Annotated in this window: 20 protein-coding genes and 1 pseudogene; 5 read left to right on the top strand and 16 right to left on the bottom strand. The window is 65.1% G+C overall.

All coding sequences use genetic code 11. The features are described 5' to 3' along the window. The coding region (locus BQ7477_RS03160; protein WP_129582503.1) for a DEAD/DEAH box helicase at positions 1 to 1,075 on the bottom strand (1,075 nt) is incomplete at its 3' end. Positions 1,076 to 1,323: 248 nt separating this feature from the next. On the opposite strand from BQ7477_RS03160, the gene BQ7477_RS03155 reads away from it, so the two are divergent. After that, a complete protein-coding gene (locus BQ7477_RS03155) occupies positions 1,324 to 1,953 on the top strand; it encodes a ferritin-like fold-containing protein (RefSeq protein ID WP_073982995.1) in 630 nt (209 codons plus the stop codon). 84 nt (positions 1,954 to 2,037) lie between these two features. Here the strand turns inward: BQ7477_RS03155 and BQ7477_RS03150 are convergent, their stop codons facing one another. After that, positions 2,038 to 2,265 (bottom strand): DUF3107 domain-containing protein, encoded by a 228-nt coding sequence (locus tag BQ7477_RS03150; protein WP_073982779.1) that lies wholly within the window; start codon positions 2,263 to 2,265, stop codon positions 2,038 to 2,040. A gap of 575 nt (positions 2,266 to 2,840) precedes the next feature. Here BQ7477_RS03150 and BQ7477_RS03145 point away from each other — a divergent pair. Next, a complete protein-coding gene (locus BQ7477_RS03145; RefSeq protein ID WP_478209450.1) occupies positions 2,841 to 3,650 on the top strand; it encodes a RecB family exonuclease in 810 nt (269 codons plus the stop codon). Between the two features lie 19 nt (positions 3,651 to 3,669). Beyond that, complete coding sequence (locus BQ7477_RS03140) at positions 3,670 to 7,098, top strand: ATP-dependent DNA helicase (RefSeq protein ID WP_073982994.1); 3,429 nt, start codon at positions 3,670 to 3,672, stop codon at positions 7,096 to 7,098. A 123-nt stretch (positions 7,099 to 7,221) separates the two neighbouring features. Here BQ7477_RS03140 and BQ7477_RS03135 read toward each other — a convergent pair whose 3' ends face one another. The 13 genes from BQ7477_RS03135 to BQ7477_RS03075 form a co-directional block, all read right to left on the bottom strand. After that, entirely contained in the window at positions 7,222 to 7,518 is a 297-nt protein-coding gene (locus BQ7477_RS03135) for a hypothetical protein (protein WP_073982778.1), read from the bottom strand. Next, positions 7,515 to 7,901 carry a hypothetical protein gene (locus BQ7477_RS03130; RefSeq protein WP_073982777.1) on the bottom strand — a complete coding sequence of 129 codons (387 nt, stop codon included), beginning with the start codon at positions 7,899 to 7,901 and terminating at the stop codon, positions 7,515 to 7,517. Before BQ7477_RS03130 ends, BQ7477_RS03135 begins: the two co-directional genes overlap by 4 nt. Before the next feature lie 98 nt (positions 7,902 to 7,999). Beyond that, positions 8,000 to 9,019, bottom strand: a complete 1,020-nt coding sequence (locus tag BQ7477_RS03125; RefSeq protein ID WP_073982776.1) for a C2 family cysteine protease — start codon at positions 9,017 to 9,019, stop codon at positions 8,000 to 8,002. After that, complete coding sequence (locus BQ7477_RS03120; protein WP_073982775.1) at positions 8,971 to 9,363, bottom strand: hypothetical protein; 393 nt, start codon at positions 9,361 to 9,363, stop codon at positions 8,971 to 8,973. Before BQ7477_RS03120 ends, BQ7477_RS03125 begins: the two co-directional genes overlap by 49 nt. Positions 9,364 to 9,543: 180 nt before the next feature. Beyond that, complete coding sequence (locus tag BQ7477_RS03115) at positions 9,544 to 9,930, bottom strand: hypothetical protein (RefSeq protein ID WP_073982774.1); 387 nt, start codon at positions 9,928 to 9,930, stop codon at positions 9,544 to 9,546. A 425-nt stretch (positions 9,931 to 10,355) separates the two neighbouring features. After that, positions 10,356 to 11,123: a GntR family transcriptional regulator gene (locus BQ7477_RS03110; protein ID WP_073982773.1), complete on the bottom strand. Its 768-nt coding sequence runs from the start codon at positions 11,121 to 11,123 to the stop codon at positions 10,356 to 10,358. A gap of 157 nt (positions 11,124 to 11,280) precedes the next feature. Continuing rightward, the gene (locus BQ7477_RS03105; RefSeq protein WP_073982772.1) at positions 11,281 to 12,480 is read right to left on the bottom strand and encodes a glycosyltransferase family 4 protein; all 1,200 of its coding nucleotides are present in this window, start codon (positions 12,478 to 12,480) and stop codon (positions 11,281 to 11,283) included. Beyond that, a complete protein-coding gene (locus BQ7477_RS03100) occupies positions 12,473 to 13,825 on the bottom strand; it encodes a lipopolysaccharide biosynthesis protein (RefSeq protein ID WP_073982771.1) in 1,353 nt (450 codons plus the stop codon). Before BQ7477_RS03100 ends, BQ7477_RS03105 begins: the two co-directional genes overlap by 8 nt. Continuing rightward, on the bottom strand, positions 13,822 to 14,547 hold the full coding sequence (locus BQ7477_RS03095) for a LicD family protein (protein ID WP_073982770.1): 726 nt from the start codon (positions 14,545 to 14,547) through the stop codon (positions 13,822 to 13,824). The genes BQ7477_RS03100 and BQ7477_RS03095 overlap by 4 nt, the downstream gene beginning before the upstream one ends. A gap of 30 nt (positions 14,548 to 14,577) precedes the next feature. After that, entirely contained in the window at positions 14,578 to 15,435 is an 858-nt protein-coding gene (locus tag BQ7477_RS03090; protein WP_073982769.1) for a LicD family protein, read from the bottom strand. Positions 15,436 to 15,491: 56 nt separating this feature from the next. Continuing rightward, positions 15,492 to 16,466, bottom strand: a complete 975-nt coding sequence (locus BQ7477_RS03085) for a DMT family transporter (protein ID WP_073982768.1) — start codon at positions 16,464 to 16,466, stop codon at positions 15,492 to 15,494. Next, entirely contained in the window at positions 16,463 to 18,298 is a 1,836-nt protein-coding gene (locus BQ7477_RS03080) for a phosphotransferase (protein ID WP_073982767.1), read from the bottom strand. Before BQ7477_RS03080 ends, BQ7477_RS03085 begins: the two co-directional genes overlap by 4 nt. Before the next feature lie 242 nt (positions 18,299 to 18,540). Next, positions 18,541 to 19,716 (bottom strand): glycosyltransferase family 4 protein, encoded by a 1,176-nt coding sequence (locus BQ7477_RS03075; RefSeq protein ID WP_234968658.1) that lies wholly within the window; start codon positions 19,714 to 19,716, stop codon positions 18,541 to 18,543. A 49-nt stretch (positions 19,717 to 19,765) separates the two neighbouring features. On the opposite strand from BQ7477_RS03075, the gene BQ7477_RS03070 reads away from it, so the two are divergent. Further along, a complete protein-coding gene (locus BQ7477_RS03070) occupies positions 19,766 to 21,034 on the top strand; it encodes a lipopolysaccharide biosynthesis protein (RefSeq protein ID WP_073982766.1) in 1,269 nt (422 codons plus the stop codon). 75 nt (positions 21,035 to 21,109) lie between these two features. Here BQ7477_RS03070 and BQ7477_RS03065 read toward each other — a convergent pair. Further along, positions 21,110 to 21,892 (bottom strand): annotated as a pseudogene (locus tag BQ7477_RS03065) (glycosyltransferase); the annotation flags it as partial. Between BQ7477_RS03065 and BQ7477_RS12745 the strand changes: the two are divergent. Beyond that, on the top strand, positions 21,866 to 22,367 hold a 502-nt coding region (locus BQ7477_RS12745), incomplete at its 3' end, for a glycosyltransferase (RefSeq protein ID WP_338072947.1). The pseudogene BQ7477_RS03065 and the gene BQ7477_RS12745 overlap by 27 nt on opposite strands.

Raw genomic sequence — 22,367 nt, 5'->3', positions numbered from 1 at the left:
CGCCCTGGCCGAGGTCGCCGTGCAGCGCGCCGACCGCGAAGCCGCGGGCGGAGAGGTCTTCGCCGAGGCGGGCGGCGGTGCGCTTGGTGCGGCAGAAGATCACGGTGCGACCGCGACCACGGGCCTGGAGGATGCGGGAGATGACCTCGACTTTGTTCATGGCGTGAACACGGTAGATGACCTGCTTGACCGTGTTGACGGTCTGGTTCTGGTCGTCGGGGTCCTGCGCGCGAATGTGGGTCGGGTGGACCATGAAGCGGCGGGCGAGGGCCACCACGGGGCCGGGCATGGTCGCGGAGAACAGCATGGTGTGTCGGTTCTCGGGGACGCGGGCCAGCAGCGTCTCGACGTCGGGCAGGAAGCCCAAGTCGAGCATTTCGTCAGCTTCGTCGAGGACGACGGTTTCGACGCCGGACAGGTGGAGGTGGCCTTTGCGCAGCAGGTCGATGAGGCGGCCGGGCGTGCCTACGACGATGTCGGCGCCGCGGGTGAGGGCCTCGATCTGGGGTTCGAAGGCGACGCCGCCGTAGATTTCGACGATGCGGGTCGACAGGTACTTGGCGGTGTCGCGCAGGTCTTGCGCGACTTGCTTGGTGAGTTCGCGGGTCGGCAGGATGATGAGCGCCTGCGGCTGGTTCGGGTTGAGTAGCTCGTCGTAGCCTTCTTCGTCGGGCGCGATGACGTCTTCGAGGACGGGGATGCCGAAGCCGAGGGTCTTACCGGTGCCGGTCTTGGCCTGGCCGATGATGTCGTGGCGGTCCAGTGCGGGGCCGAGGGTGAGGGCCTGGATCGGGAAGGGGTGCGTGATGCCCTTGTCATCGAGGGCGTCGACGATGGGGTCGGTGACGCCGAAGTCAGCGAAGGATTTCTTGTCGAGGTCTTCGCCTTTGCCGGTGATGTCGGGGGTGGCTTCCTGTTCGGCGGGGGCCTGTGGGTGGATGTTGCCGAGGCGGACGACGCCTGCGGAGTATTCGACGGACGAGGCCGGGGCGGGTTCCGGCGTGGAAGCCTTGGGTTGGGTGACGGTATCGTTGTCGTGGGTGGGCTCGATGGCCTCGGTGCTCGTGGTGGTCACGATCTGCCTTGTCTCCCGGGCTTTTCCGGGGTTGGGGTCGGTGCCGATCGCGCATTGTCTGGCGCGGGGATGTTCGTCCGCGCGTACGTGTGATGTGTGAAAAAGATGCGACCGGGCTTCCGGTGGTCGCTTTTCAGTGTAATCGTGTGGGAGCCGACAGCGGTGGAGGTGCTGGTCACAGGTATTGGGAACGTGGGAATACGTGGACAGTGGGAGCCGGGGAGCTTGTCAGGCACTATGCTGGACTCATGGCTCATGAATATGTTTCTGTCCCGGCCGACGACACTGATGTCATTGGTATTCTCGCGTATTCGTCGCTGGCGTTTATGACGCGCCTGGCGAAGGATGGGGAGCAGGCCCCCACGTTTGAGGCACACGTGGAGCACGCGCGCATGGCTGCGCAGTGTTTCGCGTTGTATCAGCAGCTGGAGGTGTGGAGTGGGCACCGTGATTTTGATCTGTTGGCGGCTGGTAGTGCTTTTTCGGGTGCGTATGATGATTTGGATGCGCGCACTCGTCCGACGACGTTTGCGGAGCGGTCAGTGAAGACTTTTATTACGCGTGGCATGCTGGGTGACATGCTGATTCGCGTTGCTCGCGTCCATAGCTTGTTTGAGGGCATCGAGGATGTGTGGCCTTTCGAGCAGGGGCATTGGGTGCGTGCGCAGTTGGGGCCGCAGATTGAGGCGGATCCGCAGTTGGCGGATCGCTTGTCTCTGTGGGGTCGCCGCGTTGCGGGTGAGGCGCTGGGTCTTGTGCGTGCCACGTTGTTTACGTATCCGCAGTTGGCGATGACGCCGGAGAATGTTGATGAGATCACGGAGTATGTGATCAGGCGCCATGGTGAGCGTATGAGGGACATTCACTTGAAAGCGTGAGTCCTGCAGGTACGTGACGAGGCCGGGGTTCCTCGGGCGGCATCGTGACCGCTCGGGTTCCCCGGCCTCGTTCGTGTGCGCGGGTCAGTGGATCGCGAATCCGACGCGGCGCTCGGTCTTGCTGGCGATCTGCACGTAGCCGAGGGCGTGGGCGGGGACGAGGGTGCGCTGGCCCTTCGAGTCGGTGAGGTCGAGGACGCCGTTCGGGGCGGCAAGGGCCTCGTTGACCTTGGTCATGAGCTCGTTTTCGGTCATGTCGACGTCGAGGGCGAGCTGGCGCGTGTTGTCGCGGATGCCGATGAAGATCTCCATGGTGACTCCTTGCTGGTAAATGTCGTCACGCCCATCATATGTGCCACAGATGCGGGTGGGGTCTGTCAGTATTGCGTCATGAGCGAAATCAAGGTCAGGTTGCGGCGCCGCCCGGTGGGTTGGTGGCGCCTGCCCGAGCTGAATGCTGAGCAGCGTGCGGTCGTGGAGGCGGTGCGCTCGGGCGACGTGATTGCGCGCGGCGCGCCGTCGTCTGGCCGTTCGACGTGTGCCTTGGCGGTGTTCGAGCAGGCGGTNATGGGCGCGAGGAACTCATCGATTCGACGCGGGCCGCGCGCCGGGCTGTCCTGGACGATGAGTACCGTCTCTTTGTCGCGGCCATCACGCGCTCGCGGTGCTACGTGCACGCGGGGGCTGTGCGCTCGGAGGATGCGGCCCCGTCCGTGTTTTTCGACCTGGTGGCGCGCCTGGCGGGCACGCCCCGCGAGGACGATGTGGTGCCTCTGGACCAGGTGGACGCGCCCCTGTCCCTGCCCGGGCACATCGCGGATCTGCGCGCGCGTGCCGCCTCGGATAATCGGGTGGACGCTGAGCTTGCGGCCACGCTCCTGGCTCTCATGGCTCGCGAGGGCATCGGTTCTGCGCAGCCTGATCGATGGCTGGGAGCGGGCGGCACGCCCACGACGGTGGAAGCCTACGGTGGTGACGTCACGCTTTCGCCGTCGCAGTTCGAGCGGGCGCTCGCATGCCCGCTGCGCTGGTTCCTCACCACGATTGGCGCCGACGGGCCCTCAAATGCGGCGGCCAGTCTGGGAACCCTCGTTCACGCGTTAGCCGAGGAGAACCCGCACGGCACCCCGGAGGAATTGACTGCAGCGCTTGAGGCGCGTATCGAGGAGCTGGGCTACAACTTGGACACGTGGGCGGGGCGGCACGCGGATCGTCGCGCGCACGCCATCGTCGACAATTTGGCCTCCTACATGGCGGGTGTTCCCGGCCGGGTGGAGGTCGAGCGATCGGTCGAGGCCCAGGTGGAGGGGGTGACGATCCGCGGGCGCATGGATCGCCTCGAGCATGTCGACGAGGGCGTGCGCGTCACTGACCTAAAGACGGGTAAGAGCGGGTACAGCGCGAAGACCGTTCCCGATAATCCGCAGCTGGCGGCCTACCAGATGGCCCTCCTCGCTGCGGGGGAGCGGGTCGCGGGCGCGCGTATCGCGCTCCTTGGCGGGGACGCGGCGAAGTCTTTCGATCAGAGGCCCTTGGAAGGGGAGACGCTGGAGGGGTGGCGTGAGAAGGTGCGTGAGGTTGCTGCCATCGCGCGCGGCCCCTACTTCCAGGCGACCCCGTCGGAGAAGGCCTGCTTGTATTGTTCTTTTGATCGGCTGTGCCCGGCTCGTGAGCGCGGCCGTAAGGTGGTGGAGTGACGTGGCACGAGACGGCGCGATGACCCTCGGCGCGACTCAGATTCAGGCGATCGTCGACGCGACGAAGACCCCGACTGCGGAGCAGGTGCGTGTAATCGAGGCTCCGCGCAGGCCGCTCCTGGTCGTCGCGGGTGCGGGGTCGGGTAAGACCGAAACCATGTCGATGAGGGTGCTGTGGCTGCTGGCAAACCACCCGGACTTGACGCCGGCTTCCATCCTGGGCCTGACCTTCACACGTAAGGCGGCTGGCGAGCTCGGCGACCGCTTGCGCGAGCGTATCCGCCTGCTGTCGCGCGAATTGCCGCAGATGCGTGAGCGTTTGGACGAGGACCCGGTGACGCTCACGTACAACTCTTTCGCGGAGCGCATCGTGTCCGAGCACGGGATGCGCATCGGGATTGACCCGGATTTCTCCATGCTCTCCGAGGCGGGCGCCCTCGACATGATGACGCAGATCGTCGAGGCGTGGCCCACCGACCTGGACGATGATCTGAGTCCGGCGGGCGTCGTGGGCAGGATCCTTCATCTCGCAGGTGAGATCGCCGAGCACGGCTACACGGTCGAGGGTGCGCGCCAGGCGCTGGAGGGGTTCGAGTGGGAACTGGAGATCGTGGGGGACTCGAATAAGGCTGCCCGGGATCTGCATCAGGCGAACCAGCGCCGCATCGCATTCCTCGGTCCGATCGAGGCCTACCAGAAGCGCAAGCGGGAGATGGGCCTCCTGGACTTCTCGGATCAGCTGGTCCTCGCCACTCGCATCGTGCGCGAGGTCCCCTCCGTGCGAGCCGCGCTGCGCGAGGAATTCCGCGCGGTGCTCCTCGACGAGTTCCAGGACACCTCCGTCATCCAGATGGAGCTGCTGTCCACTCTGTTTGGCGACCACGCGGTGACCGCGGTGGGCGACCCGAATCAGGCGATTTACGGGTGGAGGGGGGCCTCGGCCTCGTCCCTGGAGACGTTCCTGGAGCGCTTCCAGACGGGCGCGCCCGAGGAGGGCCAGACCCTCACGCTGTCGACCGCGTGGCGTAACGACGTGTCGATCCTGGAGGCGGCGAATCGCGTGGCTGAGCCCCTGCGCGAGGTCGCCTCCTATCAGGAGGGCAAGGAGCAACTGAATGCGCAGTCTCCCGTCCTGGTTCCTCGTCCGGGGGCGGGGCGCGGCGTCGTCGAGATCGCCTACCCGGCCGCCTACGAGGACGCGCTGGCGGCGACGGTCGACTTCGTGCGGCGGGTGCGCTCACGGTCGCGCAAGGACGGTTCGCGCAGAAGCGTTGCCGTCCTGAGCAGGCGCCGCAAGGACTTCCCGTTGATCGACGCCGCTCTTCGTGAGGCGGGGATCCCCACGGAGATCGTGGGGCTGGGCGGGCTGCTCGATCAGCCGGCCGTGCAGGATGTGCGCGCTGCTCTGGAGCTCGGCTACGACGTGGCGGCGTCCCCGTGGCTGGCGCGTCTCCTGGCGGGCATCGATCTGGGTGCCGCCGACCTGATGGCGCTCGGCGACTGGGCGCGTGTCCTGGCTCGTCGGGAGGGGGCCAGTTCCCACCAGGCGGTGCTCCTGGACGCTGTGGATGAACCGCCGGCCCCCGGGTGGGCGGCTAAGGGGCGTCCTGCGATCAGCGAGGAGGCGGTGCGTCGCGTGCGCCTGCTGGGCGAGCGCCTGCGCCAGGTTCGTGAGGGTGTGGGTCGGTCGATCACCGAGCAGGTCGAGCGCGCGATCCTCATCATGGGGACGCTGGACGACGTGATCGCGGACCCTTTGTCGATGGGCGGGCGCGCGGCGCTGGATGAGTTCATCGCCGTGGCCGCCGCCTATGAGAAGGAGACTCCGGGGGCTTCGCTCGGCTCGTTCCTGGCGTACCTGAGGATGGCGGATGAGCGTGAGGACGGGCTTGATGCGCCGCTGGGGGAGCCGGATCCGAAGGCCGTGCAGATCTTGACGGTGCACGGTTCGAAGGGTCTGGAGTGGGACGGCGTCGTCGTCTTTGGCTTGTGTGACGGCGTGTTTCCGTCGCACAGTAAGAAGACCAGCGTGGAATGGACGAAGGATGTTCCCCCTGCTAACGCGTGGCTGACGGACAGCGGGGCGTTGCCGCATCCGCTGCGCGGGGATCACAGGGACCTGCCGCCCTTCGTGCCCGTCGTCGAGGGGTCTCGGACTGCTTCTGCGGGGTACGACAAGTGGGCGACGAAGGTTTACAAGCCTTCCGTTGGCGTGTATGCGGAGCGTGAGGAGCGGCGCTTGGCGTACGTGGCGATGACTCGTGCGCGCAGCGCGCAGCTGTTGGTGGGGTCGTGGACGTCTGACTTCAACAGGAAGGTTGCTCACCCGTCTCGTTACCTGATGGAGGCTAGCGCGCAGCTGTTCGGTCATGCTCCGCAGCCCGCGGAGGGCACGGCTGGTGCCGTGGAGGACCGAGACGTGTGGGGTTCGGGCGCCTGGCGCGACCTGGGCGTTGAGCCGGCCGTGGGGGAGGGGGCCTGCCTGATTGCCCCGATTCCGGGTGAGGAGGAGCGTGAGGCGCTGTCAGCGTCGGCCCCCTCGGAGACGTTTCCGTCGGCGCCGGGGCCGTCGCGTCAGCGGGTTGCGGCTGCGGCGGCGTCTGTGCGCGCGCAGATCCGAGAACTCGCGCAGGACAGGGATGTGTTCAAGGCCTTGGCGGAGTTGGGCGATGACCCGGCGGTGAGGGACACGATCGCCCTGATCGAGGAGGATCGGCTGGGCCGGGAGGCGCCGGTTGTGGACCTGTGGGCCGAACGAGTGCCGGCCACGTCCGTCTCCTCCCTGCTGCAGGACGCGGGTGAGTTCGCGCGCGATATGCGTCGGCCGATGCCCGTCAAGCCTAGTTCTTTCTCGGCGCTGGGCACTGTCTTCCACGCGTGGGCCGAGCGCGAGCTGCACCTCGCGGGGTCCGATCCTGTGTCCGAGGCCGTGGATCCTTCTGCGGTCACGTCCGGCGAGGACGTCGCGTTGGCTGGCGGTGACGACGGGGCAGACGAGGCGCTGCTGACCGCGAGGGAGCGCGAGCTGCTCGAGGGGCTGCGCGAGAACTTCCGCGCGTTCGTCGCGGGGGAGCTGGCCGACTATCGGGCGGTGGCGATCGAGGAGGCCTTCTCGGTTCAAGTGGGAGGCGTGTCCGTGCAGGGCCGCATCGACGCCGTCTTTGAGCGCGTGAGCGGGCAGGGACCGCGATTCCTGGTCGTGGATTGGAAGAGCGGTCAGCCGGTCACGCGCACGACCAAGCCGGAAAAGCTGGCCTATTTCGCGACGCAGCTGCGCCTGTATCAGCGGGCCTGGGCAGAGCGCGTGGGCGTGGATGCCGCCGAAGTTGGCGCGATGGTCGCCTTCCTGGCGGGTCCGTCGCACTACACGCTTCAGGCCCTCGAGGGGATGCTTGGCGGCGCCGCGCAGCCGCTGGACCAGGCCGTGAAGGGGGCGCTGGGGCAGTGAGCGGACAAGGCGCCGCCGTGTCCACGTGGTGGCGACAGTCCTGTCGTTGTCTGATGCGACGATCGGGAGTGCGCGGGCCTGTCGTCGTACCCGCACGCTCGCGATGTTCGTGAAGGCAACGTGCTACAGGGACGTGCGCCGGTCCTTCTTGATGACGGATGCCCAGTGGGAATCTGCTGCCTGCGCGTCACGTGACGTCTGCTCGATCAACTCGGACATATGCTCGCACCAATCGTGCATGGTACGGCGGCGCCGATTGCCATCTGATTCGAGCTTGCTGTAGCCGGAGGTGACGACCAGGAACCCCCAGTTGATGGCGCCCGATGGGACAGTGATTTCGTCGACGGTTCCACGCAGGGTGTCGTGCCTGCCCTTGAGCCGCGTCATCTCGGCGGGGTCGCAGGCGAAGGATGCTGTCATGACTGGCGTGCCTCCTCGTCATCGGGGCGGAAGTAGAGGTCGTTGTCGGCGGCGTACTGGCGTGCGGTGTCCATGAGCTGAGGATCTTGTTCGAAGCACACGACGGGATCCGGCCAGCGCTTGCCGTGGGCGGGAGGCTCCATGCCGATGAGCGTGAAGGTCCCGACCTTCTCGAGGGTCGCGCTCTCTCCCAGCTTCAGTGTCTCGTTCAAATTTGCGGGGCGATTGACTCCCTCATCCCACTCCACGCGAACCTCTGCTTCGGGGGTTCCATCAACGACTTGAGCGTCGGTTGAATAGACTCTGAGATAGGGGAAGGAATCGATGAGCGGGTAGAGAATTGCCGTTCGAAGAGTGTAGATCGTGCCTGTGCATTGTTCCATTTTCTGTCCTTGTTCTCTGTCGGCGCATGCGCCGATCAGGCCTACAGTGAGGATTGTCGTGGCGATTAATGTAATGGCGCGTTTGAGGATTTCTTTCACTAGAGGGATCCGATCGCGACGTCTCCGTAGTACTTCTGGAAATCCTCCCAGGAGATCGTGAACTCCCCACCGTCTACCGAGCCTCCGGTGGCGCGTGGATTTGAACCGTGCGGATTGACCAGGGTGACTCCCGATTGGTCAGCCTTCTTGACCATGTACGAGTGTGAATCGTAAATCTTGATCGTCTCCTGCGTGCCGTCCGGAAGCGTGGCGGTCACGGGAGCAGTCTTGGAGGTGAAGTTTTTGCTAGACGCGGTGCTGGCCACGGTCGGCCGCCCGCTATTGACGGAGTTGATGATGTCCTGCCTCTCGGATTGGTCATAGCCCTCGCCCCAGCCGAAGATTCCTCCTGCGCCGTCGACAGTGTGCGTGCCCTTGCCGGTAATGTCGGGGAGCGCGTCTTGGGGGTGGCCTCCGCTGATTCCGCCGAATCCGAAGGCTATGGAGTTGTTGACGCCGTCGGGGAAGGTCTGGGCGTAGGCTTTCTCATAGAGGGAGATCACGCCGGTATGGCCGGACGAGGAGGCGCCGTTTTCGTAGGTGTCCCGCACGAGAACCTCTTGCGAGGGGCCGGAGAATATCCCCGGATTCCTGTAGACCCTCACGTAGTAGCCGTCGATGTTGCCGGCTGAGTCGTAGTGAGGGCGAATGCCCTGTGCGAGTCTCTTCTGCCCATCGCTGGAATTCATGACGGCCATGAGGGAGGCCAGGTAGTAGCAGTCGCCGATCCCTCCTTGTCTGACATTGCGTGGATCGTATGTTCCTGCGGCTAGTTGCTTCCGCTCGTCATCGATATTCTTAGTTTTATCAGGGCTGAGTCTTTCGGTCCTTGAAGGGTCTTGAGGAGTTCCGACATTTTCGGAATCTCGCGCCACCGGCTCGATGGCGAGCGCCCCCTTGAGGCTCTGAGTCAGTTCCTCCGCCGACTGCTTGAGTTCCTTGTACTTCGAGTTGTAATCGTCCTGAATACTCAACGCTTGCTTGCGCAGTTCCCAGAACTTTGACCAGCGGTCCGCCATTGGCGTGCGTCGAATTGTTTGTCGAGGTCCTGCAGGGCCGGGCGCAGGGTTCCGTCCACGTAGGACTTGATGGACCGGAGTTTCCAGTAGTACTTGTCGACGTCGCTGGAGGCGGACGTCAAGCCTGTGTAAAAGTTGTAGAGGCGTTTTGTCCCTCGCTGGCTCGACTCATCGTAGTCATCGCGGGCCTGACCGGCCCACGTTGAGATCGAGGACCTGATGGAAAATAAGTCTGCCTCGGCAGAGGCTGCCTTCTCAGCGGCGGTGTTAAGTCCGTTTTTGATACCCGCGATCTGGTCGGCGTTTCCGGGTGGGTCTGAGATGTAGGTTGAAAACCAGCCCATGTCGCTCTCCTTTTCGGCTCTGAAACGGTGAGCAAATGTTAACCGATATGAAGCGTTTCGTCAATGATGGTGAGTGTCTCTGTTCGATGGCCATGAGTGGTTGCGGGATTGAGGCGGAGCGGTGGTTGTTCCTGCCCTTCAGCCGCGTCATCTCGGCGGGGTCGCAGGCGAAGGATGCTGTCATGACTGGCGTGCCTCCTCGTCGTCGGGGCGGAAGTAGAGGTCGTTGTCGGCGGCGTACTGGCGTGCGGTGTCCATGAGCTGAGGATCTTGTTCGAAGCACACCACGGGGGTGGGCCAGCGTGCGCCGTTGGCCGGTGGGGTCACTTCGATGAGCGTGAAGGTCCCGACCATCTCAAGGGTCGCGCTCTCACCCAGTTTGAGCTGCTGATACAAGCCTTCTGGCACGTTGATGCCCGCTGACCAACTTACCGTGATCACGGCTTGCGGTATCCCATCGATGATGTCGGCGTTCGTTCCCGTGATTCTCAGGGGGCTGAAGCCCTCAATGAGTTGATACCGGATAGCTGGCTCGAGAGCGATGATCTTTCCGTCGCAGTGTGTCATCTTCTGTCCTTCTTCTCTGCCGGCGCATGCGCTGATCAGGCCCATAGAGAGGATCGCTGTCGCGATTGATGCAATAGTGCGTCGGACTATTGCATTCATATGACAGACTTGATTGGTCCTCGTGGAATTTGCTGCGTGCATCGCTGTACCCAGTTTTTCCGTGACGTGCTCGCCGGTGGCTGCGCGTCCTGAACGGGGTGGAACAAAGGGAGACGGGTAGGTCATGACCATTCGCTATCGTCGACGGTTGTTCCCACAAGACTAATGATCGGAGTGAACGTCTTCAAGGTGCGTTTGCTTGACGGCACTACCGCGTTCATCGGATGGGGCATCCGCATAAGTGCCACGGCCTCGACGACGTGCGAACTGCGAGCCTCGCCCTGGTGGCGGACGCCGGCCTCTCACGGGGAGGCAGTCGGGGACGATCACTGCGCGAAAAGGTTCGCCTCGAAGGAGTAACGCGACGCGCGGTAGATGTGATCGCCGTACTCCACGATGCGCCCTGAAGGGTCATACGTCGTGCGCTGAGTTGTCAGCACGGCCGCGCCGTGATGCTCGGCGAGGAGTCTCGCCTCCGCCGCTGTAGCGCTGCGCGCGCCGATGACTTGGCGGGCTGAGGTCAGGACGACGCCGCGTTCACGCATGAGATCGTAGAGGGAACCCGATTCGAGTTCCGCCATGGCCGGCGCAATGTCGGCGGGAATGAGGTTCATCAGGACGGCGATCGGCTCATTGTCGGTAAATCGGGTGCGTTCAATGTGCACGATGGGTGCGCCCTCGTCGACCTGGAGCGTGTCGGCTTCCGTCTGCGTCGCCGGGTGAGCGTCGTAGCACTGAATGGTCGTGCGGACTTTGTGGCCGGCTTCCACCAATTCTCGCATGAGGGATGTGAGTTCCATTGGGCGGTGGACCTGGCGAGGAGACACGATCGTTCCGATGCCTCGGCGTCGTGTGAGCAGCCCACGATCGACCAGGCGTTGGAGGGCCTGGCGCGCGGTCGGTCGCGACACGTGGAGGCGGGCAGCCATCGACAGCTCATCTTCGAGGCGCGTATCCGCGGCCAGCGCGCCGGAATTAATCAACTGGGCGATCGGCTCGGAAATCTGGAAGTACAGGGGTACGGGGGACGAACGATCCAGGGTGATGTCCGGGATGTAGGACTCGCTGACGCCAGTGTGAGGAGAGCGGGACATAGACAACCTCGCGTAATAGGACTTTAGCCTCGTGACACATACGGTTACATGGTATCAGTCACACGCGGTTGAGTCGGTACAGACGCACTCGACCTGTTGCCCAGACGCACACAGGGACGCACCAGGGGCCGCGACCCTGCAGCCAATTCGTGAACGCTCAGCGGTCCACGGCCTCGTCAATGGCGGAGGCAACTGCACGGGCCACGGACGCCCACGTGAAGTGCTCGCGCACGCGCGCGCCCACAGCGGCGGCGCAGGACGCGCGGCGCGCCGGATCTGTCACGGCCTCGCGCAGGGCGGGCACGAGGGCATCCGTGAGCTGAGCGGACGAAGCCCCGTCGACGATCCACCCCAACTTGGGAGACGTAATGACTTCCTCTGTGCCTCCGCGAGGCGTCGCGATGATCGCGCAGTCGCCCAGGGCCGCCTCGAGGATTGAGGTGGGCAGTCCTTCGGGGTACATCGACGGGTAGACGAAGATGTCGGATCGGCGGTACAGGCTCATGACAGCGGGGAAATCCAGTTTTCCCAGGAAAGACACGGCGGGGTCGGACCCGTAGCGCTCGTGCAGATCGTCCTCGATGGGACCCGAACCCGCCACGGCCAGGCGTAGGGGAACGTCCGGGAGTTCGGCACGTAGCCGCGTGAAGGCATCCAGTAGCGCGACGATGCCTTTCTCGGCGATGAGGCGCCCCGCGTAGGAGATGACGATCTCGGAGTTTGCGAGCCCGCGCGGCCACTGATGCTCGTAGCGGTTGTCGGCCACTGCTGTGTCCTCGGGGGTCACCGCGTTGTACCACACGCCCGACGCCTTGATTTTGAAGTGGCGCAGCCACTTGTTGCAGTTGCGTGAGACGCCGTAGTAGGAGGTGACGTGCTTTTTGACGAAGTGGGTGAGGGCGTGCTCGTAGATGCCGCCGAAAAAGTCGAGGATCGGGTTACCGACGCTCATGTGCGCGGTGCCGTGCTCGATCAGGGCGACCGGACGGCCCAGGCGATGCGCAAGGCGCGCGCCGAGCAGGCTGGTCAGGTGGAAGCGCGTGTTGACGATGTAGAAGTCGGCGTTCTCGGCTTCGACGGCCGCCATTGTCTCCTTGAAGCGCTCGTCGCGCTTAAAGAAGGGGTAGCGTTGCTTGAAGAGGTTTTTAGTCGGCAGGCGGTAGATGCGCAGGCCGTCCTTGTCCTCGAAACGAGGCAGGGATTCGTCGTGCAGGGACGTGACGATGAAGATGTCGTAGCCGAGTAGCCTCAGCTGCTCGCTCAGGCGGTCCTGGTAGCGTTCGATTCCGCCCAGGTAGGGCAGGAAGAACTCCATGAAGATCCCGACCTTGGTGGGGCGATGAGAGCGGTCAGCCATTGACGGACTCCGTTTCGGTGGGCGCGTTGCGGACGGGAATGAGCATGAACGCGACGAAGAGCGTCGCGAGCAGGGCCATGGTTGAAGCATAGGCTAGGGAGGCTCCCATCATGGCGAAGGAGCGGACGAGTGGCGTGGCCGCCAGGTAGGCTGCCCCACCGGCGATGACGAATGCGACGAGGACCGCGCGCAGGCGGCGCATGGTTGCCAGCGCGTAGTAGAGGATGACGCCGGCCGCGTTGAGGGCACCGCCGAGGACGAGCACCATCAGTTCGGGCACGTAGTCGGACACGTCCGTGCCAAACACGAGGGTCAGGAGCGGAGCGCCGATGACGTAGGTGACGAGCGCGACGAGGATGAAGGCGAGCGCGGTCGTCATCAGGCCGCGGCGGATGATCGCGAAAAACTCGTTGTGTTTGCCTTCGGTCCAGCGCAGTGCCATGCGGGTGAGGAGCGGGCGGAAGACGAACAGGGACAGCATGTTGATGGCGACCGCCGGCATGTAGATGATCGCGAAGACGCCCAGCTCCTCGTCCCCGAGGCTCGCGTGGATTGCGAAGCGCGGTGCGTTGGCCAGGTACTGGTTGAGGAACGCGGCGATGAAGAGGGGCAGGCATTCCCACAGGATTCCGCCGATGCCTCGTAGATTGAATGAGGGGAGCAGGGGGAACAGGCCGCGCGCGGGGATCCCGTAGGCCACGACGAGCACGAGGCAGGTGACCGCGAAGGTGACGAGCGTGGCGAGGAGCAGGTCCTGCGTGACCCAGTACAGGCCCGACCACAGGAACGTCGTCGTGAAGATGCGCGCGAAACAGGCTTTGCCGGCGATGTCGAGGCGCCCGGAGCGCTGAAACTCCGAGTAGTACACGTCCTCGAAGGCGTCGAAGATGCGTAGCAGCGCCATCGCTGCGATGACGGTGAAGGCGGGGTAGGGGTCCTTCGTCGAGGAGTTCCACGAGTGGATGAGGATGAGGCTCACCATGGCCAGGCAGGTGAGGATGCGCGTCGACAGGTAGGTCCCGAAGTGGAAGCGGCGACGCACGTCGGTGACGTGGAAGGTACGCACCTCGTACAGGCCCACCGTCTGGTACTGCTGGCCGATCGCCAGGGCCAGGGTGAAGAGGCCGTATTGGGCGCGCGCGAAAGAATCCGTGGCGCCTGAGCGCATGATCGCCACGCCCATGATGACCACGGCGAGGCTCGACATGAGGGAGGCGGCCGTGTTCCACAGGTAGTCGCGCCCGAGCTGGCCGCGCGACTCGAGGGCTTCCTCGGTGGTTTCGACGGCTCCGCCGGGGTCCGAGGCCTCGGGTAGGGACGAGGCCGTGGTGTCCTTCTCGCTCACGCGTCGGCTCCGTCCTGCGAGGAGGGGCCCGGGTCATGGGGACCAAACACGATGTGGAATGGCTCGTGGGTGACCCGATCCTGCGGATCAGGAATACGCATGTAGTCCCCGTAGCCGCGCGTCAGCACGACGTCATAGGCGGCGGGGATGCGCACGGTGATGTCGTCGAAGGGCACGGAGCGGGCGGGGAAGAGCTCGCCCTCCGAGGCGCTCCAGCGGCGCGGGTCACGCGTGGAGAAGTCGCCNGGGTTGGGGATGGAGCGCAGGAACATGAGGCGCGCCCACAGCCACGTGCCGCGCGACTGGGCGCGGAAGCGCGCCGGATCGTCCGCGATCTGGTCCAGGACGAACAGGTCCACGCCGATCGGCATACGGAAGGCGCGGTCCTTCGCGACCTTCGAGACGAACTCGGAGCCCTTCAGGCCGAGCACGCCGAAGCTGATTGGATAGTTCGGGTGCGTGGCGGGCGAGGCGATAAAGAACTCTTCTCCGAGGAGGGCGGGGGCCTCGGCGATGAAACGCTCGTAGTCCGCGCGCGGCATGCACACGTCCCCGTCGTCGTCCCACGGGATGAAGCCATGGTGACGCACCGCGCCGATCGCCGTGCCGCCGTAGGCGACGTAGCGCACGCCCAGGAGGGTGCACACGCGGTCGATTTCAGCCAGGCACCGCTTGGTGACGCGCTGAATGGCTGCCAGGGTTGCGGGATCTGCCTCGCTCATGTCTCTCCGATCGCTCGATGGGGCCGGGGCCTACAGGGAGTCGGCGTAGGGGCCGAAGTCGATGACTGCGGCCTCGTGGTTGTAGCGCTGCTCCGGGGGCGGCAGCTGCATGTAGTCGCCGTAGCCGCGGCGCAGCAGCGCGTCGTACTGGTTCTGAATCATGACCGTGATGTCTTCGAAGGGGACGTCGCGCGTGGGGAAAAATTCCTCCTCGCGCACGATCCAGTTCTGCGGGTCGCGCATCGTGAAGTCCGCGTAGACGCCCGTGCCCGTGCCCTCGTAGCGGCGCACCGCTTTCTCCCAGCGCTCCTGCAGGCTGCGAGGCGTCGCACGCGCGGCCTTCAGGCCCAGGTGCGCCACCGTCGTCGCGGAGAAAATCAGTGCCTTCTTCCACGCGGGGGTGTTGATCAGGTGGGGTCGAGGCGTCCCCTGCAGGAACAGGAGGCGACCCCACCACCAGGACTGGCGGGACATCTGGCGGAAGGCTTTCTCGTCTGCTGGGATCTCATCCAGGGGCAGGATGTCCAGGAAGAAGGGCATGCGGTACGCCGAATCCTTATCCGCCTCGGGGATCAGGAGCGTGCCCGGCATGACCATCTTCGTGAACATGAAGGGGAAGTCCTCGCGCGTGCGCGTGTTGTCCAGGCGGAAGCGCTCGTCGAGGAGGGCGGGTGCCTCCGCCAGGAAGCGCTCGTAGTCGGCGCGCGTCATCATCACGTCGATGTCGTCATCCCAGGGGATGAACCCACCGTGGCGGATCGCGCCGATCGCGGTGCCGCCGTAGACCGCATAGGACACTCCGATGCGGCGGCACACCCGGTCGAGTTCGGCCAGGATCAGCGTCAGCAGCTTCTGGACCTTACGCAGGTCGGCGTCGGGCGTCGTCATCAGTCCTCCGAATATGGCAGAGCGGGTGGGCGCGTGCGCGCCCACCCGCCATTGTCTCACGCCTGGGAGCTCGTGACCTTCTCCGTTCGCTTGGGAAGCAGGTCACCCCAGTTGGAGGTGGCCGCCAGGACCGTGCCCACCAGGATCACGACGCAGCACAGGACCTGCATGGGCGTCGGGATCGTTCCCTGCAACACCAGGGCAAAGATGATCGCCCACGCGGAGTAGGAGATGTTCAGGGCCATGCCGCGCGAGGCGCCGATCGCCGACAGGGCCTTGTAGTAGAAGAGGTACGAGGCCGTGCCTGCCAGGCCGGCCAGGGCCACCACGCCCGCGGACAGGTGAGCCAGCGAGTGGAGCGTGTCGCCGAAGACACCCGCGATGGGGGCTACCACGAAGAGGTAGACCAGCGCCGAGGTCGTCTCGCGGATTTGGAGCGCCACCTCGTTATCCACGGCCTCGTCGCGCATACCCCACGTGAGGATGACGGCCTCGGACCCCCAGCCGATCACGCACGCCAGCGCGCCGATGATACCCAGGATCGCGTTGCCGTCCTTAACGGGGTCGGAGGTTGCAGACAAGCCCGTCACCACGATGGCACCAAGCGCCACCAGCAGCGCCACGATCTGACGCGGAGCCATCCGCTCCTTCAGGAGGATGAAGGCCAGCAGGGTGCCCAGCGCCGGGTAGAACGTCGAAATAATCGCGGTCAGGCCGGGGCCGATGTTGTCGATCGCGATCAGGTAGCCGCTCATGCCGATCGGGCCGCCCAGGAGGGCCGCCGCGATCACCGACTTACCGGGGCGCGTGCGCAGCGCCGCCCAGGTGTCCTTCAGGCGGCCTCGGAGAGCCATATACACGACCAGGATGACGGCGCACGCGACGTCGTGCAGGACCGCGCCCACGAGCGCCGACTGGCCGAAGTCGTCAAACGGAATCATGGTTAGCGCGATCGCCAGCACGACCGTGTCCAGGCCCCATAGAGCGCCCGAGAAGAAGCCGTAGCGCTTGCCTCCGTGCTGAGTTTTCATGCCAGTTCACCTTCCTTGAAAGCCTGTGCGCCCGAGGTCGAGGTGGCCTCATACGAAGCGAGCAGGGAATCCAGTGTGCGTGTTGCGTGCGAGTAGTAGATGTAGAGCCATTCGCCGACGTCGTCACCTTCGGCTTCCTTGACCAGCGCCCACAGGTACCAGCACCAGCCGGCGAAGACCTCGTAGGCGAAGAAGTGGCGCGCCTCACGCTCGGTGGGGGTGTGGCCCAGGTAGTACTCCAGGGCGGCGGCCGCGCGCTCGCGGGTCATCTCCGCCGTGCACACGGTCATCGTGCCGAAGTCGGCGGCCATGTCCGACATGCCCGCGTACTCCCAGTCGATGAGGCTGATGGTGCCGTCCTTATCCACCAGGAAGTTCGGGGGGAAGAAGTCGTTGTGTGAGGGGACGACCTCGAAGCCGTCCGCGTCAGCGAAGGCCTTCAGGCGCAGGACCTTGTCGCGCAGCTCAAAGTATCCGGGCACGTCGATGGGGCCGAAGGCCTTGAGGAGGCCCTCGTAGCGCAGGCCTTCGGTGACGAAGTCGAAGGAGCGGTCCAGGACTCGACCGGAGGTGTGCAGCGCGCGGTCCATCTCCATGGCAGCCTTGAGCTCCTCGGGGCGGGTGACGTCCAGGTTGCGTACGTCGCGCACGAAGCGCGAGATCTTCCAGCCCGCGTCGGGGTCGCCCGTGAGGAAGGTGTCGTCGATGCCGAGTTCGGCTGCCAGGTGGAGTCCTGCGAACTCCGCGCTGCGGTCCACGATCTTTTCTGTGCCGATGCCGGGGTGGCGGTAGACGTACTCCTCGTCGCCCACTTTAAAGTGGCACGACAGGTTCGTGATGCCCTGCTTGAGCGGGTAGAAGTCGCGGATGTCCGACTTCTGGCAGCCCAGGGTTTCCACGATGTGATCGAAGACCTCCGAATCGACGTTCTCGATGAAGAGGGGGTCGAAGGTACGCAGTTCGTCAACCGAGTCGAATTCGTGGATGACGCCGTTCGGGTAGCGGCGGATCACCATGTCGAAGGACTTGATGTGGTCCAGGTAGATGGTCTCCCAGAGTTTCGAGACGGTTTCGGGCTTGTCGTAGACCTGCTCCAGAGTGGTTCGGAACTGTTGTGAGAAGATGCGGTCGAAGTAGACGTGACCGAGCATGACCCACGCATCGTGCCCGCCCACGGTGGCGCCCGTGATGCGATCGCCCGCCCCCACTTTGATGCACCATTCGTCGGTGGGACCCTCGACGTAGTTGGCTGAGTAGTAGGACTTGTAGACGTAGGGTTCGAAGGGGTTGGTCGTGAAGTAGTCGTCCGAGGAGCACACGTAGGTGTTGTCCAGGCGTTCTTTCACGCGCCACAGGGACCCGTTGTTGTTGCGTGTGGCGTACTCGCGGTTGACGACGATGTCGACGCCGTATTTGTCGGCCAGGTAGAAGTAGTATTCCTTCTTGTAGCCGACGACCAGCGCGATGTTTGTGATGCCGACCTCGTGGAGTTGGCGGATCTGGCGCTCGACCAGGATTTCGCCGCGTACTTTCAGTGTTCCCTTGGGGCGTTCGTAGCTGATGGGAGCGAATCGGGAGGACAGGCCGGCGGCCATGATGACGGCTCCCGTGACGCGGTAGGGTTCCAGAGCTGCCCGCCCTGCGTCGGTGAGGGCGCGGTCTTGGATGTAGCCGGATGCTTCGCATTCGCGGGTTGCGGTGTTGACGCGGCCTAGGCTCATGTTGGTGGCCACGGACAGTGCGCGTTGCGTCAGGGGGGTGCCTTCCCGCGCCAGGGCGGTCAGGATGTTGAATTGGGGTTCGCTGAGAGTGCCAACGTTCGTCGAGGGCATGCGATCACCTTTCGTTCACGAGGATCAGCCATCTGCTATGTGTTCGAGCGTAACACTCGTACGCAGAAAGATGAACATTTGGTGGTGGTTTCCACACAATTGATCAACAGGTGTCATCACTGGGCGTTTGACAGTTCGATGCTTGAGCTGGTGACAGTCCCTCCATACTGCGCCCCTCTCCACTATTGCCCCTTGACAGAAGAAACCTCGCCCGCCAGACGCATCCAGCCCAAGCGCGGCGACTAACGCGCCACGGCCTCGTAAATAGCGCGCAGCTGATCCACCGACGCACGCAGAGAACGCTCACGGACGACCCACTCCCGACACGCCATCGCGCGATCCGCGCGCTCCTCATCCGACCACGCCACAGCCTCGTTAATGGAGCAGGCCAACGCACCCGGCGAACGCTCGCCCGTCAACGTACAGGCGCCCGAGGCCACCATTTCCGGCGTTCCACCCGTACGGTAGGCAATCACAGGCACCCCGCACGCCTGCGCCTCGAGCAACACCAGACCGGCCGCCTCCTCGCGCCCCCGCGTCGGCTTCGTCGGCAAAACTAAGACGCGGGCGCAGCGCATCCACTCGCGCACACGCTCCCGACCCAGCCCCCCGGTCAACGTCACGTGCGAGGGAACCCTCCCATGCAGCACGGACGCCAGCGGCCCGTCACCCACGAGCACCAGACGATGCGGGCATCGACCAACCAGGGAAACGGATGCTGCGATCAGATCGTCCACGCCCTTCAAACGACTGAGCGCGCCCACAAACAACACGACAGGAACATCGGGCGCATCGCAGCCAAGACCCGGGAACGAACCCGACGCGGCGTTAGGGGAAGGCGTCCACCAGTCGGTATCCACCCCCTGGTAGTGAACCGCGAGGCGCCCCCAATCCGCCCCCGCACCCACGGCAACATCAGCCAGGTAACGCGACACAGCCAAGAGCTGCGTGGCGCCCTCGAAAGCCGCCCGGCGGTTGAGTGCGTTCCAGGCCGCACCCAGGCCCCCTCCGAGCCGCGGGTAGGCGTCCCCGCCGTGCAGCGTCACGACCAGCGGCGCGCCCGTCTTGCGCGCGGCCCCCACGGCAGGCAGCGACCAGGTGGCCTGATGCTGGTGGATAACGTCAGGCCCCCAAGACGTGATGGCGCGGCGCATCGCACCCAAACCTCGCGCCTGGGATACCAAACGCTGCGCAAGGAAGGGAGACAAAGCCCCCGGAGAAGCCACGGCTATGGGGAACGCGATCGTCGGATCGTCAACCCGCGCCGCCAAAGTGAATGCTCGCCAATCGCATTCCGGCATAGCGCGCGCGTGCGCGAGCGCGAAATACGTCGGGGGAACCAGCAGCGTTCCCTTCGTCAGAGCGACCTTCATGGAATCTGTCCGAGGATGCAGCGCCGGTCGCGCGGGGGAGGGCATGCCCCCATCCTACGGGCTAGTGTGGGCGACCTGGTGATTAAATGAACGCATGACGAACGCCCCCACCCCGCCCGCGCGCACGGGCGTGGCACGCCAAGTGCTGACGCTTGTCAGCGGCACCCTCCTCGCGCAGGCAATCGCGTTCGTCGCCCAAATCGGCGTCGCCCGCCTCTACACGGACGCTGACCTGGGATACCTGGGTCTTTTCACGTCCGCCGCGGCGCTCGGAGCGGCCGTCGCGGGGGTTCGCTTCGACCTCAGTATCGTCCTGCCCTCCCCCGGGGACGAGGCCTCGGCTCGCTCCCTGTTTCGCCTGTCCTCGCGCTGCGTGCTGGTAGCTTCCGCGCTGGCCACCCTCGTGGCCGCGTGCGCCCGGCCATGGGTGTCGGTGCGCTATGGGGAGGCGCTTGCGGGGTGGATGCTCGCCGCCGGCGTCTCGATCCTGTTTCTCGCCCAGGGACAGGTGTGCTCTTACTGGCTGACTCGGCACCGCCGTTTCCGTGTCCTCGCAAGTTCATCCGTTGTACGGTCCCTTGGCATTGCCGCGCTTCAACTGGTGTGTGGCGCTCTGGCCTCCGGTGGGTTGGGTGCCGCCATCGGCGCGACTCTGGCCGGACAGGGAATCGCGGTGGCCTACCTGTCTTGGTGTGTCCGCGACGCCCGCGTAGGCGAGGCCTCGGATCCTTCCTTACGCGAAGTTGCCTCCCGCTATCGGAAGATGGCGCTCGTCGGCGTGCCCAACGTCGTCGTCGACGCGCTGCGCACGAGCGCGATCCCGATGTTGATTGCTTCGTATTCTGTGGCCTCTCTTGGGCAGTTCAACATGGCGTGGATGGCCTTGCAGGCTCCCGTTGCCCTCATCGCAGGGGCGCTGTCTCAGGTGTACCTGCCGCGTCTGTCTGACACCCCAGCCGGGGAGATGACCCGCGTCGTCTGTCGGGTGGGGGCGACGGCCCTGGGGGCGTCTATCCCGGTGTTCGCGCTAATCGCCGGGATCAGCCCCTGGCTCTTTCCCTTTGTGTTCGGGGGGCGATGGGAGGAGGCGGGGTACTTCGCGCGTTCCCTGGCACCCTGGTTGGCGCTGACCGTTGCTACCTCCCCGCTCTCCAACGTTTTCGTGGCGACCTATCATCAGCGCCGTATGCTGGCCTTCGCGTGCGTCTACTGCGCTGCACCCCTGGCGTGGCTCGCAGTGAGTCCCTACGGGATTGAGACCACGATGAGCGTGCTGGGTGCGCTGATGGCGGTGCTCCTCATTGTCATGCTTGTCATGGCCGTCGTGACCGCGCGCTCCTACGACCGGGGGAGGCGCGCCTGACACCGTAACACGGCCTCGTGAAACGTTCGTGAAACGGGGGTGCGGCTTCGTGAAACGCCCGTGAAACGGGGTGTCCTAGCGGCGGGTTCGCGCCGCGAGGGCCTGCTCGTAGGCGCCGCGTAGGCGCGCGGCGCCCTCTTCCCACGCGGGGATCTCGGGGGAGGTGAAGGCGTCGATGTCCTCTCGCGTGATTCGCTCTAAAGCGGATACGAGGTCGCGCTCGGGGTCTTCCAGCACCCACGTGTCGGCCTGGTCACCCAGGTAACGACGTGCTTCGGGCAGGGGAGAACACAGTGCAGGGATACCGGCCGCAAAGGCCTCCATCATCTTATTGGGCGTGGACATGCGGTGTGAGACGCACCCGGACTCAATGAGGCACAACGCCACGTCCGCGCCGCGCGTCATGGCCAGGACTTGGTCCGGTTCCACGGGTGGTAGGCGGTGAATGTTCGGATGCGCCGCTTGGGCACGCTCGACCTCGGGCAGCAGGGCGCCTTGGCCAACGAAGACGACGTGTGCGCCGCTCACCTGCGCGAACGAGCGCAGGATCAGGGGAATGTTACGTCCGGGCGCCAGGTAGCCCGCGTGTAGATATAGGAGCGCGTCGTGCGGGATACCCAGCCGCGCACGCAGGTCGATCACCCCGCCCGTCCCCGTCGGCGCGTTCGTCACCACGATCGGATCCACACCCGGGTAGGCCTCGCGGTACCACTGTGCGATCGACTCGTTGACCACGGACACCACGTCCGCCCGCCCTATGTAACGGCGTTCGATGCGACGCTGCAGGCGCCGGCGCAGCCCCGCGGACCCCACCGTCTCCGTTTCCAGCTCGTGCGCGTTATACGCGAAGATCGCGCCTNGCGCGAGTTGGGTGCCGCTCGCGTTGCGGTCGTCCCCAACGGCGTGCGTGTGCCCGGGGTCGTGGCTGCAGGTTTTCCGGGTGGTTTCCCCAGCTGCTCCGGTCCCGTTTTTGTTTATGCGGGTACGGTTGCCCACTGGTTGGCCCCCGAGGTGTTCGTCGGGGCTTTCGAGCGTGCGCGATCGCGTTTGGGGGATGCTCGCCTCGTGTTCGTCGGGCAGGGCAGCGGCTGGGACGAATTGGCTGCGCGCGCTCGGGGGGTTGCGGGGGTCATCCTCGTGCCCGCGGTGAGCGCGTTTGAGGCGGATCGGTGGATGGCGCGTGCTACCGCCACGTTGGCGTCGCTGCGCCCGGGCGGCTACGACTATGCCTATCCGACGAAGATTCTTGCGTCGCTCGCGCAGGGGACTCCTGTCATCTACGCCGGCCCCGGGCAGGCGGCTCGCGACGTGCGCGAGGGCGGGTTGGGTGTGG

It is taken from the genome of Actinomyces bouchesdurhonensis (assembly GCF_900128465.1).
GTDB lineage: Bacteria > Actinomycetota > Actinomycetes > Actinomycetales > Actinomycetaceae > Pauljensenia > Pauljensenia bouchesdurhonensis.
This window is presented reverse-complemented; position numbering and strand designations above follow the sequence as displayed.

Coding starts and splice junctions, on each gene's coding strand:
- BQ7477_RS03155 (WP_073982995.1), top strand. CDS start 1,324: ATGGCTCATGAATATGTTTCTGTCCCGGCCGACGACACTGATGTCATT.
- BQ7477_RS03150 (WP_073982779.1), bottom strand. CDS start 2,265: ATGGAGATCTTCATCGGCATCCGCGACAACACGCGCCAGCTCGCCCTC.
- BQ7477_RS03145 (WP_478209450.1), top strand. CDS start 2,841: ATGGCTCGCGAGGGCATCGGTTCTGCGCAGCCTGATCGATGGCTGGGA.
- BQ7477_RS03140 (WP_073982994.1), top strand. CDS start 3,670: ATGACCCTCGGCGCGACTCAGATTCAGGCGATCGTCGACGCGACGAAG.
- BQ7477_RS03135 (WP_073982778.1), bottom strand. CDS start 7,518: ATGACAGCATCCTTCGCCTGCGACCCCGCCGAGATGACGCGGCTCAAG.
- BQ7477_RS03130 (WP_073982777.1), bottom strand. CDS start 7,901: ATGGAACAATGCACAGGCACGATCTACACTCTTCGAACGGCAATTCTC.
- BQ7477_RS03125 (WP_073982776.1), bottom strand. CDS start 9,019: ATGGCGGACCGCTGGTCAAAGTTCTGGGAACTGCGCAAGCAAGCGTTG.
- BQ7477_RS03120 (WP_073982775.1), bottom strand. CDS start 9,363: ATGGGCTGGTTTTCAACCTACATCTCAGACCCACCCGGAAACGCCGAC.
- BQ7477_RS03115 (WP_073982774.1), bottom strand. CDS start 9,930: ATGACACACTGCGACGGAAAGATCATCGCTCTCGAGCCAGCTATCCGG.
- BQ7477_RS03110 (WP_073982773.1), bottom strand. CDS start 11,123: ATGTCCCGCTCTCCTCACACTGGCGTCAGCGAGTCCTACATCCCGGAC.
- BQ7477_RS03105 (WP_073982772.1), bottom strand. CDS start 12,480: ATGGCTGACCGCTCTCATCGCCCCACCAAGGTCGGGATCTTCATGGAG.
- BQ7477_RS03090 (WP_073982769.1), bottom strand. CDS start 15,435: ATGACGACGCCCGACGCCGACCTGCGTAAGGTCCAGAAGCTGCTGACG.
- BQ7477_RS03085 (WP_073982768.1), bottom strand. CDS start 16,466: ATGAAAACTCAGCACGGAGGCAAGCGCTACGGCTTCTTCTCGGGCGCT.
- BQ7477_RS03080 (WP_073982767.1), bottom strand. CDS start 18,298: ATGCCCTCGACGAACGTTGGCACTCTCAGCGAACCCCAATTCAACATC.
- BQ7477_RS03075 (WP_234968658.1), bottom strand. CDS start 19,716: ATGCCCTCCCCCGCGCGACCGGCGCTGCATCCTCGGACAGATTCCATG.
- BQ7477_RS03070 (WP_073982766.1), top strand. CDS start 19,766: ATGACGAACGCCCCCACCCCGCCCGCGCGCACGGGCGTGGCACGCCAA.